General features: G+C 43.6%; 12 protein-coding genes. 4 read left to right on the top strand and 8 right to left on the bottom strand.

Features of this window, described 5'->3' with window-relative positions; all coding sequences use genetic code 11:
- The first annotated feature begins 115 nt into the window (after window positions 1–115).
- The gene (lacZ, locus tag HR45_RS07090; RefSeq protein ID WP_052074577.1) at window positions 116–4,234 is read left to right on the top strand and encodes a beta-galactosidase, LacZ type; all 4,119 of its coding nucleotides are present in this window, start codon (window positions 116–118) and stop codon (window positions 4,232–4,234) included.
- 60 nt (window positions 4,235–4,294) lie between these two features.
- The gene (locus HR45_RS07085; protein ID WP_037441194.1) at window positions 4,295–5,308 is read left to right on the top strand and encodes a LacI family DNA-binding transcriptional regulator; all 1,014 of its coding nucleotides are present in this window, start codon (window positions 4,295–4,297) and stop codon (window positions 5,306–5,308) included.
- 182 nt (window positions 5,309–5,490) lie between these two features.
- On the opposite strand, the gene HR45_RS07080 is transcribed toward HR45_RS07085, so the two are convergent.
- The gene (locus tag HR45_RS07080) at window positions 5,491–5,697 is read right to left on the bottom strand and encodes a helix-turn-helix domain-containing protein (protein ID WP_037441191.1); all 207 of its coding nucleotides are present in this window, start codon (window positions 5,695–5,697) and stop codon (window positions 5,491–5,493) included.
- Between the two features lie 135 nt (window positions 5,698–5,832).
- Between HR45_RS07080 and HR45_RS07075 the strand changes: the two genes are divergently transcribed.
- Window positions 5,833–6,372, top strand: coding sequence for a hypothetical protein (locus HR45_RS07075; RefSeq protein WP_037441188.1), 540 nt, complete (start codon window positions 5,833–5,835; stop codon window positions 6,370–6,372).
- Window positions 6,373–6,377: 5 nt separating this feature from the next.
- On the top strand, window positions 6,378–7,793 hold the full coding sequence (locus HR45_RS07070) for a DEAD/DEAH box helicase (RefSeq protein ID WP_037441186.1): 1,416 nt from the start codon (window positions 6,378–6,380) through the stop codon (window positions 7,791–7,793).
- Between the two features lie 300 nt (window positions 7,794–8,093).
- Here HR45_RS07070 and HR45_RS07065 read toward each other — a convergent pair whose 3' ends face one another.
- The 7 genes from HR45_RS07065 to gmtY form a co-directional block, all read right to left on the bottom strand.
- The gene (locus tag HR45_RS07065; protein WP_037441183.1) at window positions 8,094–10,898 is read right to left on the bottom strand and encodes an SIR2 family protein; all 2,805 of its coding nucleotides are present in this window, start codon (window positions 10,896–10,898) and stop codon (window positions 8,094–8,096) included.
- An 80-nt stretch (window positions 10,899–10,978) separates the two neighbouring features.
- A complete protein-coding gene (locus tag HR45_RS07060; protein WP_162180646.1) occupies window positions 10,979–11,734 on the bottom strand; it encodes a S1 family peptidase in 756 nt (251 codons plus the stop codon).
- A 245-nt stretch (window positions 11,735–11,979) separates the two neighbouring features.
- Window positions 11,980–14,145 carry an AAA family ATPase gene (locus HR45_RS07055; protein WP_037441179.1) on the bottom strand — a complete coding sequence of 722 codons (2,166 nt, stop codon included), beginning with the start codon at window positions 14,143–14,145 and terminating at the stop codon, window positions 11,980–11,982.
- The gene (locus tag HR45_RS07050) at window positions 14,142–14,579 is read right to left on the bottom strand and encodes a VPA1267 family protein (protein WP_037441177.1); all 438 of its coding nucleotides are present in this window, start codon (window positions 14,577–14,579) and stop codon (window positions 14,142–14,144) included. Before HR45_RS07050 ends, HR45_RS07055 begins: the two co-directional genes overlap by 4 nt.
- Entirely contained in the window at window positions 14,579–15,256 is a 678-nt protein-coding gene (gene gmtX, locus HR45_RS07045; protein WP_037441175.1) for a gamma-mobile-trio protein GmtX, read from the bottom strand. The genes HR45_RS07050 and gmtX overlap by 1 nt, the downstream gene beginning before the upstream one ends.
- Entirely contained in the window at window positions 15,256–17,928 is a 2,673-nt protein-coding gene (gmtZ, locus tag HR45_RS07040; RefSeq protein WP_037441173.1) for a gamma-mobile-trio integrase GmtZ, read from the bottom strand. Before gmtZ ends, gmtX begins: the two co-directional genes overlap by 1 nt.
- The gene (gmtY, locus tag HR45_RS07035) at window positions 17,928–19,385 is read right to left on the bottom strand and encodes a gamma-mobile-trio recombinase GmtY (RefSeq protein WP_037441171.1); all 1,458 of its coding nucleotides are present in this window, start codon (window positions 19,383–19,385) and stop codon (window positions 17,928–17,930) included. Before gmtY ends, gmtZ begins: the two co-directional genes overlap by 1 nt.
- Window positions 19,386–19,469 lie beyond the last annotated feature (84 nt).

The following is a 19,469-nucleotide window of genomic DNA, read 5'->3' as shown; positions in this document are numbered from 1 at the left end:
AGCAGTCATCAATAAACGCACAGTGCAACATCTCACGTTAGTGTTTAGCGTTATAGCGTCCGCTTTTTTTATGGGGTGTCAGAATGAGATGATCAGTGGGAAGGAGCATCACGCAATGGCTTTATCTCAGTCGTCAACGTCTCCAGAGTGGCAAGATTTAAGCGTGTTTCGAGTAAATACCTTACCCGCCAAGGCGAGCTTTATTCCCTATGCGAATGAGACACAACTGAGCACTAATCAGCCCACACAATCACCTTATTATCAACTACTTAATGGTCCGTGGCTGTTTAAGTTATTTGCTAACCCACAAAGTGTGCCCGCTGAGTTTTGGCGCCACAGTCGTGAATGGACAACGATACCAGTGCCTGCCGACTGGCAGATGCACAGTACTGATTATCCAATTTACACCAATATGGAATACCCATTTCCAATTAACCCGCCTTATGTACCAGCAAAACAGAATCCAACCGGTGCGTATGTCACCAATTTCAACGTGGATAATCCACAGCAGAATATGCAACAAATTTTGCATTTCGGCGGGGTGAACTCGGCGTTCTATGTGTGGCTCAACGGTCATTACCTTGGTTACAGCGAAGGCAGCAAAACACCGGCAGAGTTTGATATCAGCAAGGCGTTAACATCTGGGAATAACCAGTTGGCAGTAAAAGTATTGCGCTACAGCGATGGTAGTTACTTGGAGGACCAAGATTTTTGGCGTGTCAGCGGGATTGAACGAGATGTCTATATTTACCAACAAACACCGCTGCATGTTGCCGATTATTTTGCGAAAACCAGTTTAACGGATGACTATAAGCAAGGCGTTTTAAATTTGTCCGTTACATTGAGCAACCACAGTAACCAAGCCCGCCAGCATCATACACTCATGGCGAAGTTACTCGATAGTAACGGCCAAGTGGTTTACCAACGGCAATGGCCATTTTCTATTGAAGCCAATAGCCGTAAGGAATTACAGCAGAAGTTAACCCTGCATGATATTAAGCCATGGACAGCTGAAACGCCTAATCTGTATCAGTTGGTGCTAAGTATTATTGACACCAGCAAAACCGTATCTGCTCAGCAGTCATCACCACAGTTTGTCGGCAGTAAAATTGGATTTCGCCGTGTAGAACTGAAAGATGGACAAGTACTGGTTAATGGCCAACCTGTACTGTTTAAGGGCGTTAATCGTCACGAACATGATCAACATGAAGCTCATGTCGTCAGCAAAGCGTCTATGCTGCAAGACGTTCTGTTGTTCAAACAAAACAACATCAATGCCGTACGCACTTCTCATTATCCTAATGACCCGTATTTATATCAGTTAGCCGATAAGTACGGCTTATATGTGATTGACGAAGCCAATATCGAAACTCACGGTTTCGGATATGATTCGGATAAAACGCCAGCCAACAAACCAGAGTTTGAAGCGATGCATCTCGATCGCATTGAGCGTATGGTCGAGCGAGATAAAAACCATCCATCAGTGATTTTCTGGTCACTGGGTAATGAAGCTGGTGATGGCCCTGCATTTATTAAAGGTTATCAGTGGACTAAAAGAAGAGATGATTCGCGCTTAGTGCAATATGAACGCGCAGAACGTCACCCAACCGATTTTCATCAGCCACATACTGACATTTACAGTTGGATGTATGCACCGCTGGCCGATATTCAACAGTATCTCGACAGTAAACCCAAACGCCCGTTTATCTGGATTGAATATGCGCATGCAATGGGTAACAGCTCCGGTAACTTAGTAGAAGATTGGCAAATGGTACGCAAAGAACCGCAGTTCCAAGGCGGTTTTATTTGGGATTGGGTCGATCAAGGATTGGTGAAACAAGATGCTGATGGAAAATCGTTTTGGGCCTATGGTGGTGACTTTGAGCCGCAAGGTGTGCATAACGATGATAACTTTTGCCTCAATGGTTTGGTGAACCCCGACAGAACACCGCATCCTGCGTTAGCTGAAGTCAAAAAGGTGTATCAAAATCTGCATTTTCGTCAAATCAATGGCATGACATTTGAACTTTATAATGAAAATTTCTTCAGGGATTTAAGTAGTTACCAACTTCAGTGGCGGTTAGTAGCTGATGGTGTGACAACCAAAAAAGGCGAGTTAACACTAGAGGCCGAGCCGCAACAGCGAGTGCAGTTTAGCCTAGCCAAAGAAATGGGTGAACTTACAACTGGAAGGGAATATTTCATCGAGTTTTACGCCAGTAATAAGGCTGATGATGGATTACTTGAGGCTGGAACTTTATCGGCAAAAGAGCAAATTCTATTGCAGCAAGGTTCGAATCCGCAGTGGCTGACCGCTAACAACGGCAAACTGTCGTTGCAACAACACGAGAGTCATAGCATCACCATTCAAGCGGGACCAGCGGAGTTACAATTTAATGCGCAAGGTTTTTTAAGTCGTTACGCTGTGCATGGTAAAGAGATGTTGCTGCAACCGCTTAAATTAAATTTTTGGCGAGCACCGACTGACAATGACTTTGGTAGCAGCTTCCAACAACGAGCTCAAATGTGGCAACAAGCAACGCGTGAGCAGCAAGGGTTAGGTATAAAACTCAGCAAACAAGCTGCCAATGAAATTGTGCTGACACAGCAGATAAAACTGGCAACGGTAAATAGCACGGTGAACGTTACCTACCATATTAATTCGGCAGGCGAATTGTTGTTGCAGCTTGATTTGCCGCTCACCCAACGGGCTCAGCAACTCAGTGAATTGCCGCGTATCGGTACCAGTTTGCAAATGCCTGCACAGTTTGACCAAGTCAGTTATTACGGACGCGGTCCATTTGAGAATTATCAGGATCGCAAGTCCGCGGCCTTTGTTGGTTTATACCAAGGTTTGGTGGATGACTTAGGTTTTGCCTATATTCGGCCACAAGAAAATGGCAACCGCAGTGATGTACGTTGGAGCGCCATAACAGATCAACTTGGCGAAGGGCTTAAATTTACGGGCTATCAAACCTTTGATTTTACGGCACGACACCAAACCATTGCCGATTTTGATGCAGGGATACACAAAGCGCAGCGTCATTACACTGATATCAAAAAACGCCCGTTAACAGAGGTCTATATCGATTATCGCCAAAGTGGTGTTGGTGGTGACGATAGTTGGGGCGCTAAAGCTCATGCGCCATATTTGCTGCCACCAAAACATTATCAGTTTAGTTTTAGTATTGGCCCAATATTTGACCGTAGCGCTCGACAACTAGCAGCGACTCGTAATCAAGCTGCGCCGATTACCAACGTAGACCCGATGTTTTTGGCTGAAACTGAGGATTGGCAGGCAATCACTGAAGGCGATACTGTGTCGCATGACCCATCACGACTCATTGCCTCAGATGGACGTTTATATGTGTATAGCACCCGTTACGAATATGCCAAATCATCCGTAGATGGTATTCATTGGCGTAATGAGCCCGCACCGCTAAAGGATGGATTTCCGAGGTGGGTCAACACCGTGATTCACGGTGAAAACCAGGGCTTGTGGGCACCCGATATTATCCATTACGGTGATCAGTACCTGTATTACTATTCGCTATGCGGTAAAGGCGCTGGAGCCCCCTGCGCCATTGGCTTAAGCACCAACAAAACGCTTGACCCAAGTGCGGATAATTATCAATGGCAAGACCGTGGTCTGGTGGCTAACAATACCCGTAATTCGGCCACTATTCAGTTTTCGGCGATTGACACGGCACCTATCGTGGATGCCGATGGCAATCTGTGGTTGTTGTGGGGCAGTGGCTACGGTAAAGACCCAAGTCGTGATCAGATTTTCGTTACGCGGCTAGAGAACCAAACTGGCTTGCCATTGACATCGGATGCTGGTTATCAACCGCCTAAACAGCTAGGTTATCCGCTGAAACAAGGCATCAAAGAAGGCGCCTATCTACATTATCGGGATGGCTATTACTATCTGTTTTGGAATGAAGGCGGTTGCTGCTTTAGTACTGACAGTGATTACACGGTTTACGTCGCACGTTCAAAGGATATTACTGGACCGTTTACAGGAGATCGTCTGTTCTTTGCAACAAAGGCTGGACGCCATGGTCCTGGGCATATCGGTATTTATGATGCGTGTGGAAGTGATTATTTTAGTTACCACTATTATCCAGATAGCACACCACGGCTAGGAATAAACCACTTACATTGGCGAGCCGATGGCTGGCCGCAAGTTGGCGTGCCGATAAGAGAAGCATTACCAGTATGCTCACCACATTAGTCTATTGACTTAATGCGAGGGCGGAATTCTCCCGCGGCGTCCTTAGGTTGGATAATAATAATGGTCACTATTAAAGATATCGCTAAAGCAGCTAACGTATCGATAGCTACCGTCTCTCGCGTAGTCAATAACAATGGAGCAGTAACAGATACTACTCGCAATCGTGTGCTTAAAGTGATTAGTGATTTGGGCTACCGGCCGAATGCAAATGCACGAGCCTTGGTCAAGCGTCAGCCTCAATCACTAGGCTTAGTGATAGCTGACTGGCATGGGCCTTTTTTTTCAAGTCTTGCTTGTGGTGTGGAACAGGTGGCGCGTGAACGTAATGCATCATTGTTGGTGAGTACCGGTGCGTTGCAAGCGGAAACTGAACGTGCAGCTATCGAGTTGTTACTAGAGCAGCAATGCAAAGCATTAGTAGTGCATAGTAAGTTTCTGTCTGATAAAGAACTCGTCGCATTAAGTCGTGAAGCGCCGATGGTGTTTATTAATCGCTATATTCCAGTACTTGCAGATCGCTGCGTCTGGTTAGACAACATCTTAGGTGGTCAGTTAATGGCGGAGCATCTATTAGCATTAAATCATCATAAGATATTGTTACTAAACAGTAATCAGGCTATTTCAGATCCAACGGATCGCCAAAAAGGGATTATGATGGCACTTAATAAAGCTGGGGTAGAATTGCCTGAAACACACATTTCATCGATTAATCCAAACTTTGATGGTGGTGAACAAGCCATCACACAACTATTAAGTAAAGGTACTGAGTTCAGCGCTATTTTGGCATACAACGATGCCGTGGCCTGTGGTGCAATGGCAAAGCTACAGGATGTGGGAATCGACGTACCGAATGATATATCCATTATTGGTTTTGATAACACTATGATGGCGCGATACAGTCGCCCTGCTTTAACGAGTATGGAATATCCGATTCAGAAGATGGCGCAGTTAGCTGCAAATCTTGCTTTGGATTTTGCATCCGCAGAATTAACAACAATAGCTAATTTTTCGGCTGTTCATCACTGCTTTAATCCTATCGTTATCTCTCGTAATTCAACCATTCAAAAAAGATAAACGCTAACATAGCCGTCACTTTTAGCATTACTAAAATTTGGTCAATCTTTGTGTGTTAGACGTAGCCCAGAATCACACTGCTGAATCGTAATGGGGCATTTCCTAGTTAAGATAGTATTGACTCTGATGTTGCAAAGTAACATTGAGACACCTCTGGAGTTGAAATGGCGGCTGTTCTTAAGCTAGGGTAATAACTCTCTGACGTCACACTCCAAAATCTCAGCTAGTTGATAGGCCTTTTCGAGCGTAATGTTGACCTCACCACGCTCAATTCGTCCTGCATAGCTACGATCTATCTCTGCTAATAACGCCATTTTATCTTGCGAGATCCCGAGAGCCTTGCGCTTATCGCGTAATTTTGCACCAAACTGGATAGCTAAGTCTTTCATTTTTATTCTCGTTAAAGAGAAAGACTATCCAAAGTTGCGGCTTATAAAGCCACGGATTATAATCCTCATTAATTAATATGAAGCTCTCCTAGCCCGGTGAGTTAGCGGATACAGAGCTTCTTTGCGAGAAAGTTAATGTCAAAACCATCCATCAAGATCAACGCTCAACTAAATTCCATTATCCAAGATGAGAACTTTGACAACTTCAGTGTGACACAGCTACTTGACTCATACTTGGCAATGTGTGCAGTGACCAAAGAGCCCAATGAGGCACGCAAATATGTTTACAGACAGATCCATAGACTGGTTAAGAAAGGCTTACTGCTTAAGAAGGGAACAAAAAACTCTAAAAGGATTGTGTACCAGAAGTCTGAGCTGTTTTTTGAGACCAAATTCATCGAGCAAAATACAACGACGTCCACGGCAAACCAGATCACATCAGCCCCCTCGACCACTATTGATGCTATTAAGCAACTTGAAGAACGTTTGAAAGAATCTGAAGTGGATCTACTTACTAGCATTGGTGAATCAGAAGAGTATATGCGATTGTATCAATCCTTCCCCGAAATGAAGACACATCTCGAATCTCAGTACTTACAAGCCCGGGAAAGAAGCTCAAAACTACTTGGGCAAATCAAGGCTATTAAATCTGTCCTCTCTCACCAGCGTAAATAATCTTCATGCGGCTAAGAAAATGGCAATCAGAGTGCGTCAATCGTACTCTAAAGCACTTTAATACCCAACACAGACACTTTCTCTGTTTAGCGACGCCTGGAGCCGGTAAGACAATTATGGCGGCCGAAGTGGCAGCTCAACTACTTGAAGAAGGCCTAATCGACTTTGTGCTTTGCTTTTCACCTTCCATCAATATATCTCAGGGGATCAAGTCCGCATTTTCAAAACGATTGGATTGTCGTTTCGATGGCGTAATAGGGGCTATTGGTTGCTCTTATACCTACCAAAGTATGCTGTCATTCAACGAAGACTTTTGGCAACTACTAAAACGAAATCGCGTACTCGTTGTTTTTGACGAAATCCATCATTGCTCAGGCAGTTCTCTAGAAGATGCGAATGCATGGGGAGAAGAGATCTTACTGAATATTCAAAACCAAGCAGAATACACCCTAGCATTAACTGGCACTCCATGGCGCTCAGATCAGGCACCGATAGCTCTATCTCGTTATACAGATCCGAACAACCAGATTCAATGCGATTACATATACGGTTTAAGGGAAGCTGTAGCTGACGGAGTATGCAGAAATCCCAAGATCGTCTTAATTGATAATGAAAAAATCTCTGTTACTGATGAAGATAATGAAACTAAGACGTTTAATTGTCTGGATGATCTATTCAAAGGTTCTTCGGTTTCTTACCAATCAGTCATCAAAAATGATCTAGCTGTTCGACATGTGTTAAAGCTGGCGACAAACAAGCTCAATAACATTAGGTTGCACAATCCAAATGCAGCAGGATTAGTCGTTGCCTCATCAGTAGAACATGCTACTCATATTCTGAATATTCTCAGAAAAGAGTTTGCACAAACCGCTGAAATCGTTACTTACAAAGAACAACAACCGTCATTAAAAATCGATGAATTCAGGAACGGCACAACAAACTGGATTGTTAGTGTTGGGATGATTAGTGAGGGGACTGACATCCCACGTCTCCAAGTATGTTGTCACCTAAGCAGAGTCAAAACTGAACTCTATTTTAGGCAAGTTCTAGGTAGAGTATTACGTAAAAATAAAAGCAAAAACCAAGAAGCCTGGCTATACACCTTCGCTGCACCAAAACTTGTTGAATTCGCAAACCGCATAGCTGAAGAGATACCCGACATTCCAGTAGTATTCCGGGAAGCACTAGAACCTGAAGTCTCACAGGGTCGAGTCAATACCCTTCCTTTGCTATCCAAAACTCTTCCCCCAACGTCCATTGGCGCACTCAAATTTGGACAAGCCTGCCTTGATGAACATACGCCATCGCATTTGGCAGAGTTGATGTCACTAGAACCATCAGCCCCTGCGGCATCACTGTCATTTGAGCTTCTCGGTGGTTTCAGAGAAAAGGTAGTTTCAACCTTTAGCTCTCCGTTTTAAACCCTCACAATAAAGTATGGTGACACCACTTTTTCAACGATACAAAGCTAAAAGCTCATTCACAAACAGAGTTTTGTAATTCTGTAGGGCATTAATGGACATAAATGAGTTACGTTTTTAACTGTACCTGATGTGTTTCGGATTACAATTTCTATGGAGATAATGCCGCGAACTACGGAAAATTTGGATCGCAGCGGAGAATTTGTCAGGACAAAGCTCTTTGTTTTATGGCATTTTACCCAATTGCTTCTGTCCTAACCTAGACTACGGAGAGACTCTAATTTTTAACTACTCGTGTACTCAAATAACTGAAAAATTTGGACGGTTTTCATACTGTTCTATAAGATCGCCTAACTCTTTGTTTAGAACTTCTAGAGTGTTAATTTTATTTTTATCTACTAAATATTGAGTTAATCCTTTAAGTGAATATAGCTTTGTTGAAAACGTTTTTCCATCACGAAACTGTTCTAAATATTCATCTAGCTTCGTAGCAGCCTCTGTCTCAAAATCTTTAAAACCAACTGCGACTGACCAAAGTTCAAATTCCCAATCATCTATGTCTTTTGTTTTCGGTTGAGAAATAACGCTCTCAATGAATTTCCTAATAATATTTCGAACAGTAGCGTTCGATATGTTAAAAATGCTGTAAAGCAGAGATCTCGAAAACTTACGCTGCTCTTCCAGAGTGTAAGTCCCAAGTTCAAACACTAGTCGGTTGACTCGCTCCTTATCAGTGTACTCGCCATTTTCTAACCCGATATAATCGTATAAATTATCTATAGATCCATTGGTTATCGCATGGTTATCGTAACCATGCGCTGTTTTGGAAGTGATTTTGTCGATTAACGTGTTTAATATCTTTATCAAAATGTCAGTTTTGATCTCTCGTTCAAATAAATTGTGCTGGTGTGCTAAAAATTCATTTACTGCCTTATATGTCCCGATAGTTGTTGAACTACTAATAATTAACCGAGAAAACTCACTCATAACTTTTGAGAAGTGATAAACATTTAAATTAAGAAATGACAATAATTGTACACTGTTTATAAATTCAATTTCATAGCTGTTGGATAAACTTCTATCTTGTATTAATCGATCTGTTAAGTTTGGCAAAATGGTAGAAGTAATCCACTCGCAACACTCATCGCTAGCATCTAGACGAAGCTGAGTGGAATCTTCATTTTTAAAGAATATACTAAGCTCCGATTTAAGGTCTTTTGATGAGTAGAATTGGATGGCAGAGTAAAACTCATATTGGTTGAGTTTTACTCTTTCTTTTACTGATTGACGGAGTATGGAGATCTTGATGAAGTCTCTCATAACAGCTTTGTATGGAGCGTATTGATCAATCATTATGTGATTTTTCAATGCGAACATTAATAGGTTTATGTGTGTAGAAGTTGGCTCATCTGCATTGTTGTTAAGGCTTATTCCTCCAGCTTTTATACTTTTAATGGTTTTGGTGAGATCAAGTACCTTTTTAGTACACTCATTTGCTTTCTGATGAACTGAGTGTAGGGACAAAAAATCATACAGGGCTTGATTCTTTTTTATCTCAGACCTTGGAAATTTAAAAAATTCATCTTGAAGTTCTACTTCAGCTTCCTTTGCAAATTCGTTTCTTTGCTCTGTAGAAAAAGAATACTTGAGCATCCGTAAAATCGTATTTTTGTTAAATAGCGCTATCAATAGGAACGAATATATTCGATGCATTTTACAGACTAGAATCAATTCAGAATTTTTCTTAAATGCTAATTCGCACTTGCCATTTTTATAATTCTCATAAGATTCTGAAGACAAGGATTTTACAAGATCATTACTTTTGCATTCACATGCTGAAAAAGATATGTGTTCTCGATCTTTCTTTTCTAAGTCTTGAGCGGAATCGATTTTCTCGTTTACAAAGTACATTGTTTTGCCTCTATCATTATTGTTAGGTAAAACGACACCTTTGATATAAGCTAGAGATAGGATAGAAAATATGTCCGTAAGCGTTGAATTTCTTAGATAAAACTTCTCTTTTTCATCTTCATTCAACAAGTCTATGCGAGACAGAAGCTCCAAGAATTTTTCGTGAAGACATCTAGTGGTTTCGCTGTAGTCCGTAGTCAGAATTCCTTGAGGCTTGAATAATTCTAATACATTTAAGCCATCGTCATCGTAACGAAATCCACAGTTTGTTATAGCTCGCCGTATTTGATTATGAGTTATTGAACTTAGCTGTTTTAAGTGTTTTATACGTTCGTATATGAAACTGATAACTTCCTGGTCATCGTTCGGGTCTACAGCTCTATCATCTTGAATGATAGATTTTAAAAAAGATTGAGTTAGCGCTGACCGTTCCTCTAAATGCTGAATTTCATCAATAGAATAGCTTTCGCTATCTATAACTAATGTGGTGATCCCATAATTTCTCAAGTAGCTTTCTTGAGGCTTGTTTGTTTTGAAATTTACCAAATACATTTGAGGAGCTGAACTGGAATGACTTTGTAACCATTTCATTATGTGTTTAAGGTTAATGTCATTATAGGAATACCCTAAAAATAGAACAGTATGTGTTGAAAATATTGACTTAATGTAGTTTTCTATTAGCGGGAAGTTTCTTGAGTAATTGAGGTAGTCATCTTCTTTGAAAACTATATTGTGATTTTTGAAATCACCATGGATTTTAATAAATTTGTTCGGACTAGTTGAACTGACTAAGTCTTTGTCTGTGCATATCGTATCGTATAGATAGCCTTCCTGCTCTATTGCGTTTTCAATGATGCAGTCCCAGTTCGTAGTTATTATTACACGAGGACTTATCCTCAAAATTGTACGATGTAGACTAGATGGGGGGATGTCTTCAGGAAAATATTTCTTCAATGTTTGGTTGTACGTCTGCTCTCCAAACTCCAGATAATATAGTTGAGCTAGTTTTAAATAATCCAGTTCTTCAGTTATCGCTAAATCTGCCTTTAGTTCAGTTATTAAATCACTCCACGAAGGTAGGCTAATATAATCAGTATCAGAGCTTTTTGATATACCTGCACCGACAAATATAGCTAATCTATTGTCTTCATTAGCTTGCTTTATATTTTTAATATGAATATTGTGTGGGTGCATTTTAAAATCCATTTTCTTTATGATGGTAGAGTTAATTTAGTGTTAGCCTAGTATTCGCTTGGTGTCGAAAGATGCGTTTGTTATACATCATTGATGTACTCACTAACTTTCGTCGGAAGAAAGTTACTTTTTTGAGGTGCATTTTCATATATATCCAAATCCATAACATCCTGAATACAAGAAACAAATGTACAGCCAGAATCAGGCTCATCAAAGGACATGCTAGAGCTATTAATTGCAACAACCTCGCCATTTGAATTGAACACTGGCCCCCCACTAGCTCCTCCATGAATCAGCATGTCCACCTGGTAACATGCTGAAGGTAACATTCGGTCTCTACCATCTGGATACTCCTCAGTAATTACACCATCATAAATGCTAGGGACAATATTGATTCTTGGTAACTCTTCATAGGCAATGGTTGTTTTAGGATAAGCATAGGTAAATAAACTATCTCCCTTTCGAGTTGGGGATTTAGCTATTTTTAGCTTGTCGTTGGACAAGTACTCATCTTTGGTCTGATTATATAAGCGATTTAAGTGTACAACGGCTATATCGGCCTTGTGGTGCAATGTGCTAAAAGCGACATTACGAAGAAACCATTTGCCAGCTTTGATATGGACAATCGCAACGTGACCGCCTTTAGACTCAATCTCTTCAATTATGTGTTTTGCAGTTACAAAAACACCATCATCGCCAATAAAGAAGCCTGTACCAACAAGATGGCAACAGTTCTGTTCATCAACCCTGAAAATCGGAAATATCGTTTCTCTTGGGTGCGTTTCATCCCCATTATGGCTGTGTGCCTTGACAGATTTTTCTGTATTTTGATTCAATTCACCATTCCCTATGAAATATAACTGCTTATTCGTGCATATGCGCATTTTCCAGACCTGGTAAGGCCTAAGAAAATTGGACACTTTCTAAACTCTCCAAATACAGCCGCCTATACGACTCTTAATCGTCATCGTCAAAGTAGACACTCTGTAGGATTACTAAAATTTGGTCAATGGCTGGGCGTTGACTTTGTTAGCTTAGTACATTCGAAACACGCAATGGGGCACAAATGAGTTTAAAACTGCTAGCCCAACAGCTCTTTCAGATAGCTATTCCGCTTATGAGAGTGACTAGGTGCTTCGGTGATCTGCTTTATGTCATTACTACTTCCAACGATATGAATTTCACTTTCTGCCCTCGTAATTGCCGTATAGAGCCAAGCTCTATCTACCATTCTTCCGTTTTGCAGCGCGATAATGATGCGTGGAAACTGTGACCCTTGAGCCTTGTGCAAGGTGATTGCATAACCCAACTCCATGCAGTCGAGAATGGATTGTGTTATCTCGACCTTTTCACCTGTATCTAGCGTCACTTCACCGTAACTATCACCAGAAGGTTTGGTGTTGGTTAGCATACCTAGTGAGCCGTTCTGAATGCCTTTGTCATAATGGTTCTGCGTAAATAACACCGCATCATTCATGCGAAGTGGCAAAAAGAACTTATCACCATTGATTTCGAACTCAAGGCTAGTGCTATCTGGGTTAACGGCTTGTTGGGTGAGTTTATTGATTTCTGATACGAGTGCCTTGGTTGGAGCCATGACGCGACTGTTTTCAGGGGACTGTTGGTAAAGCTCACAACAGACTTCGGCAATGTCTGTTTTATTGGTTTCGTGAAAGTGTATTGCACCTGTACTTAATTGTTCAGGCACCACACCTTGATTAATGAGCTTTGAGTATTCAGGGATACCCGTTGACCCTTCCTGCCTCTTCACGATATCCAGCATGGTGTTGGCGACCGTTTTTGCTTCAACGATGTCCGCCAACACCTTACCGCAGCCGATTGGTGGAAGTTGGTCGGGGTCGCCAGTGAATATCAATCGCACCGAGGGATGAATGTGATTAACTAGGCGATACATGGTTGGTAGGTCAATCATGCTCGCTTCATCGATGACCAGTAAGTGATTTGGCTTTTCTGCGCTAGGCTCAATAGGTTCGTCACGTAGCAACTTAGCAATGGTTGAAGTAACAAAACCGATGGATTCATGAAGTCTCATTGCAGCACGACCGCTGAGCGCAACGGCGTGTATTTCAAATCCAAGTTGATGGTAAGCCCTGAGCGCTGTTCTGAGTACCGTTGTCTTGCCGGTTCCTGCACCGCCCGTAATACAGCTTACCGAATTATCCAGGCACGTTGTTACGGCTTCGATTTGTTTACGGGTTAATTCGTAGGGAAGCTCCGCAGCCGCAGAGCAATACGCAGCATTGGCGTTTTCATCATACAAGTCATTTCGCTTAATCAGTCCATTTAACCGCTTGGCAACGACACTTTCCATCAGAAGTTGCGCAGTGGGATGGTAGGCTCCTGTGTCGGGATTTAAAATGTACTGGGCTTTATCATGACCTGATTGGAACGCCTGAGTGACCAGTGTTTTGTCTTTCAGTAGCTTGTTGAGGTAAGGGCGCACATTCGCATGAGTGGTATAGGTGTGACCTTTTTCAATCTCCTTGCGAATCGCCATTTCCAGAGCAGCGCTGAGCCTTCTTGGGTCATCCTGCACAACATCGCTCTTAAAATCCGTTACCTTGATAATATCTTCAATGGCACTGAACGAAAGACCAAAGCCCATCAAAGCATAAGGATTATCCTTAATTACCGCTATGGAGGCTTCACCGTGATGCTTGAGCAGCCGTTGCTGCACACTGGCGGGGATGTTGTGCTCGCTCATCCAGTTGCAGTGTGCCAGATTTTTATATTTGGCGTACCCCTTAAAGAGTGCTTCCACTGAATCTTCACTCAGAACCGATGTCAGGCGCTTTCTGGACTCTGGGGTGTCATTTCTCAGTGTTGCATGGAAGTCTTTACCCAAGAGTTGCCAGAGCGCCCTAGCTTTGCTTTCGCCAATACCTTTGAAGTCACTTTCTCTGGCGATAAAGCGTATCAGTTGCTCACCTGTTTCAGGCAAAGTGCATTCAACATGCTTAGGTGATTCATAGGTGTGCTGCTGCATTACATATTCACCCACCTCCATATTTTCTATCTGGCGAGCGCCTTTGATTGACCAATGCTGACCCAGCGCTGGAAGCACGGGGATACTATCGGGGTCGGCTTTGATGGTGACGTAATACTTCCCACTATTGGTTTTATAAGAGTTCTTCGCCAGCGGTACACCGCTGAATATCACGAGCTTACCCGTGCGATAAGGGATACTGGTGACACGCATTTGGTCTTCATGCAAAGCGGCATTCATCGTGGCATCAACCCCATGTCAGATAAGGTTTCAGACAGTTCACCGAAGCGCTCAAGTCGCTTTTCTAGCTCTTTGACCTTAGCTTTCAATTCAATGTTCTCAGCCTCAAGTGGAGGCACACGCTTTGAATCGAGAAGCTGTCGATTGACGGTGTTATCGTAGGCTTGAGGTTTGCCCTCATTCTTCCTGGCAGCTTCCGTAAGAGGTGGCAGCACCCCTCTATCACGCAACTCCCCCTCTAGTGCTTTGAGTGCTTTTCTGAGGGCAGGGTTTTGGTTTAGCGCCGATTTGCCACAACCTGTTCCCTTTGCCACTTCGATTCGATTTAGCTGGCCTCTGAACACGATTTGTTTAAAGTCATCGTCCGTCTGTGTGGCTTTCCAGACCTCAAATGCCTCAAGGTTTTGTTGAGCTTTCTGCTGCCCATTTGCCATTAGTCATCTACCTCACCCAGCAGTTTGCGAAGCCCTGTAACAAAGCCTCTAGGGAATACTTCGCTGTTGTCTTCCATGTTCTTCACCTGACCTGCCTGAGTGGTTTGCCAGTAGTTCTTCTCCATGCATTCATCAGAAATGGCATACGCCAAGGCTTTCTTCTCTGATTCGATTAGTACACCTGATAGGGATGGCAGCACTTCGACGCTTGGCTCTGCGCTGGTATCAAACTGACGCACAGGGCGTTTGTCGATGGTGATATTGGCGTGCTGTTTGAGCAAATTGACCTCTTTGCGGTAGCGGTTGCGCTCCGCAATAATTTGACCAAACAATGCGCGGACCGCTGGGTCAGGGATACGCTCTAACAGCTTGTTATCCGCAGGGATAGATTTAGACCGAGAGGTATTGGATAGCGGTTTTTTGGTGCCGGTATTGCATTTTGCAGCCCAAGCTTCAATGAGTGTTCGGTAGTGCGTGTTACGGGTCGCACGCAACGCCTCATATGCCAATCCGCCATTTTCGGCAGAAACTCGCCCTATTTGCGTGATGGAGAAGTCACGCTGACCCGATCCCGCATAGGCTTTCAGCGTGTCGTTGAGCTTATCGAGGTTTTGCTGCGTGCGAGGGACTTTGCCTTCTTTTAAGTCAGCCAGAATAACATCAATATCGAGTTCCATTAATCCTCCAATAAGTTCGGTAGTGCGATGCTATTGAGGTTAACAGCTTTATCAGTCAATGCATGAATACCCTCAGAGAACAGCTTGTTATCGGCCAGGTATTGACCCGCTTCGATGTAATTCGCCACTTTGCGGTAGCCTTCAAGTTTGTCGTCAGGGTCAGCGATTTTTGCCATATGACGCAGCATGGCATTGGCGGCGATGAGCTGTTGTTTGTCGTCCATTTCCATGAAAATCGGCTCAAAGCCTTTTTTCATCAGCACACGGCTGAGTTGCATCGAACGCTTTTGAATCGCAGGCGTTTTACGTAGTTCGTCCTGTAAATCAGGGTAAAACTCCGCGTCATCACAAATCAGAGATAGGTGCAGCAACTCAGAGTCGGTTTCGATAAACTTCAAGGCATGGCTGACATCTTGCTCAGAGCCAACCGCAATCAGTTTATCTTTGGAGTCATCCTCATTTCTGGCTTCTTCGACACGTATGATTTTATTAATAAGTTCAAAGCACGTTACCCAGTCTTTGGCGTATTCATCCGCTTCGACTTGCTGTTTTTCCCAGCGGCGCTGTAGGACTTGCAGTTCATCATGCTTGATGAACGGCTTACCTTGCTCTTCACAAAAGAACTGCTCGTCTTTCAACGTTTCCAGTTCACCCTCGATTTCCACCGATAGGTTAGCCGCCTGATGCGCTTTGTAGCTCAGTTGGTTGAAGTGGGCATTAAGCGCAGGCAGATAACGGGCTTCGGTAATAAACCAGCGGCAGCGGATACAGTTTTCAGGGCCGTGTGGCACACTGCCATACATTCGTTTTGCTGCCGCTTTTACATCATTAATCGCCTCACCACCATTCCAGCAACCTCCAAGGGTGCTGACTTCATCCGATTTCACGGTGTTGCCACCCACCAAGCACAACCCACAGGAGCGTTCTTCCCAGCCAATCGGATTACGATTAACCAGTGCCGCCTGAATGCTACCCTCACTGTGATACACCATCTTGCATTGGATTTGCTCTATCGAGGCATCTTTGAGGAAATTGCGCACCGATTGTTTGGATTTGGCATCCAACTCACCATGCGCTTCATCCATTTTCTCTGCCATCACGGACGGGGTAATTTTGTTGTAATAGATGGTCATCAGCAGGCGTGTATGACCCGCCAATAGTTTAGAAATTACAGGCAATGGCAGTTGCGTGTCCATTGTATACGCTGTAATAAGCGAGACACGTAAGCTGTGTAAGGGAAAGAGTGTGGCAACACCTTCTTGATTACCTTCAGGGTAATCCACAACCAGTTTCAAGCGTTCGCCGTTATCTAGGGTATTACCACGTTCTGCGAGTTGGTTTTCTAGCGTCAATAGGAGTTGATACCAGAAAGACGCTATATTTGACTCACCAATAATTGGCTTTGATTTATCCTCACCCTTTGCTGATGCATAACGAAACAGAAAGGCAATCTCGCCCATGCTTTCTAGCTGTTTGTCCGATTTCTTATCACCAGTGTGCTTTTTGAGCAGTGTAGTGCAATCGGTAGGTTTTGTAATCGGGTTGTATTTTTCTTGCCAGTTGCGCAGTTTTTCCAGCCAGTACAGCACTTCTTCGTTCTGCCAGGGGATGATGTAACCACGCTCCAGTTCATCTTTGTTCTGGTCGGCGGTTTTGTTGGTGTTGATATACAAGCCTGTGGAATATAGCCCTGTCATGGTGTCGTGAATGCGGCGGAAGATGCCTTTCCCGAACGGACGTTGTTTACTGCCAAGTGCGAAGTCATGCCGAGTGTTCACTCCCCATTGACCTTGCTCATAGCGCCATGTGTCGGCTTCTCCACTGTCCAGCATCCGCACCTGATAGGTACGCAGCGGCAGATGCAGCTTCATGAAAATCACCATTGCTTTGACAGGCGACCATATTTGGTGAAGGGTGATTTTTTTGTGCCCTTCACCTTTAATATAGCGAGTCACTTCTTTGATGCGCCACACGCAATCAGGGTCGGTTTTATCAATCAGCTCAGGTTCCACTTCAAACCAGTCACCACTTTGGGTACCTTGCCCGGTTTGCTGCTGCGCCCAAGTCCAGTGCTTGAAATGGCGATAGTGATAGGCAGGCAGCAGGATTTCACCCTCTTTAAGATTTTGCTCAATGACGGTCAGTTCCACTTTATCAGGCAACGGGCAAAGGATTTGGCGCAAGTCCTGAATGTAGCGATATGGTAAGGGGTTGCGGACGGTTTCGTTAGCGTAGCCTTGTCTTTTGATTTTACTGAGCGGGTTTTGAACTAAGGGAACAAGTGTGCCATTGTCATCTTCTTCGGAGAACACTTTTTCGATAACAAAGTCGATGAAGTCGCAAGGATAGTTCACGCCTTTTTGAATATTTGAAGAAGCGACTATATTGTTTCTTATCGTTTTCTCAAGCTCTTCGCTAGAGCATCGATGACCGTTATAGCCCTTAAAAAACAGGTCAATATTGCCGATGGCATAGGGTGCATATTCAGCAAGATAGGATTCGAAGAAGCGAGCCATAGCTTGTTGTTTATGGTTAATACCATTGGTTTGTTCTGCCATCCACTCAGCCGCCAGTTCCTGCCATTGCTGCCACTCAGCACCAAGCGTGGTGAGCATCCAAGAGAAGGTTAAATCCGTTGTGCGTCCATCTCGCCTTTTGCCTTTTTGCGCCATTACTTACCTCTCAATTTTGGGTGCTTGCCTGTGAAGTAACCCTGTGGGTCGATGTCATCAAAGCCATGCTCAACCAGTGCTTTCCAGTCGAGTGTTTTGACTTTGGATTCAGGATTTGCAAGTTGCAGCGTAGCTTGGGTGAGTTCGTCAGAGATTTCTTGCTGACCTTTGCCTGTGTAGGGGGTTTGTGAGTCTAGGGACTTATGGTGCATGCAGCGTCGAATTACCAACGGGTTCAATCCTGAACGTTCTAATCGTCTGCCGTAATTATGACGATGCCCGTGAGGGTCTAGACCTTCAGCCTTGTTTGGTTCTAAACCTATGCGCTTCAAGCCGTTGGCGTAGTTATCATGAAAAGCGTTGATGGTGTAAGGATTGCCGAACGCGCTGTGATGAAACGAAATAAACGCATAAGGATGGTGGCAGTCGATGCTGGCACGGTACTTTTGATAGTTTTTCCAAAGTGACATAAACACTTTGCCATAGTCGGTTGGAAACCATTGAACCTGTATGTAGTTATCTTTATGGTCAACCACACGGTTCTTCCAACCAAGATGCGCGGTGCCTTTCATGCGCTGTCGAGGGATACGCGCATACTTTTCTTTTAAGTACGTTTCTCTATTCTGATTTTTAGAACGAACTTCAGGGTCACTTGGCGCTTTGCCATCGACTTCATTGTAAATTCGAACGATAGCACTATCAGGGTTATAGGGATCTTCAAACACATCTGTCACCCAAAGGGTTAAAGCCTCGCTTTCGCGTAGTCCGCCACCGTGCATGAGTAGGAGTATTAATTTGTCCCTGAGTGCCACTCGTGGGTCACTCGCGCCACCGATGCCATTCATATAAAACTCTTCCCAATGCTTTTCAGGAAAGGCGATAGCATCATCTTCGGTTTTGGTGAGTGGTGTGCGCCCCTTAATGGTTCGCGCCTTACGGATGGTTTTATTTACGGTTTTATCTTCAATATGACCGAGGAAATCATTTTGGTTTTTTCGATACCATGCGGCGTAGTTCAATCGCTGCTCATGAGGGGTGGCATCACGCAAGGGGTTCATTGATACAGTGCCTTGCTTATTTGCCAGCCAATCGGTGAATGCCGTCAGTCGATGAATATGCTTATTCACGTTACTGGTTGAACTTGGCACCCAATACAAACCTGATGGGTCAAGTCCATCCTCACCAATCGTTCCTGTATACAACCGCTTAGAAAAGGTCTGAAAGAGCAACTTCGGATCGTCGAACAACCCTCTATTGGCTTCCATGTAATCTAGCAACAAGGACACCGCTTGAATAAATCCATTCATGACGGAGTTACTCACACCGTCCGACTCCAGCTTGAGTAGGTAGTCCGTGACCGTACTTAACTCTCCTTGCTCAGTTAGCAAGATAGGCAGTTGGCTTTTGATGCCAGTATTGTCCTCTACAATCGTCGCTCTGACTTTTACTGATGACAAATCAAGTTTTCCGCATACACAATAAACATATAAAGCACTATATTCCTAATATTTTTATTGAGCAATAAAAAGGCAGATTTCTCT

It is taken from the genome of Shewanella mangrovi (genome assembly GCF_000753795.1).
Taxonomy (GTDB): Bacteria; Pseudomonadota; Gammaproteobacteria; order Enterobacterales; family Shewanellaceae; genus Shewanella; species Shewanella mangrovi.
This window is presented reverse-complemented; position numbering and strand designations above follow the sequence as displayed.

Coding starts and splice junctions, on each gene's coding strand:
- HR45_RS07085 (WP_037441194.1), top strand. CDS start 4,295: ATGGTCACTATTAAAGATATCGCTAAAGCAGCTAACGTATCGATAGCT.
- HR45_RS07075 (WP_037441188.1), top strand. CDS start 5,833: ATGTCAAAACCATCCATCAAGATCAACGCTCAACTAAATTCCATTATC.
- HR45_RS07080 (WP_037441191.1), bottom strand. CDS start 5,697: ATGAAAGACTTAGCTATCCAGTTTGGTGCAAAATTACGCGATAAGCGC.
- HR45_RS07055 (WP_037441179.1), bottom strand. CDS start 14,145: ATGAATGCCGCTTTGCATGAAGACCAAATGCGTGTCACCAGTATCCCT.
- gmtX (WP_037441175.1), bottom strand. CDS start 15,256: ATGGAACTCGATATTGATGTTATTCTGGCTGACTTAAAAGAAGGCAAA.
- gmtZ (WP_037441173.1), bottom strand. CDS start 17,928: ATGGCGCAAAAAGGCAAAAGGCGAGATGGACGCACAACGGATTTAACC.
- HR45_RS07050 (WP_037441177.1), bottom strand. CDS start 14,579: ATGGCAAATGGGCAGCAGAAAGCTCAACAAAACCTTGAGGCATTTGAG.
- HR45_RS07065 (WP_037441183.1), bottom strand. CDS start 10,898: ATGCACCCACACAATATTCATATTAAAAATATAAAGCAAGCTAATGAA.
- HR45_RS07070 (WP_037441186.1), top strand. CDS start 6,378: ATGCGGCTAAGAAAATGGCAATCAGAGTGCGTCAATCGTACTCTAAAG.
- lacZ (WP_052074577.1), top strand. CDS start 116: ATGGCTTTATCTCAGTCGTCAACGTCTCCAGAGTGGCAAGATTTAAGC.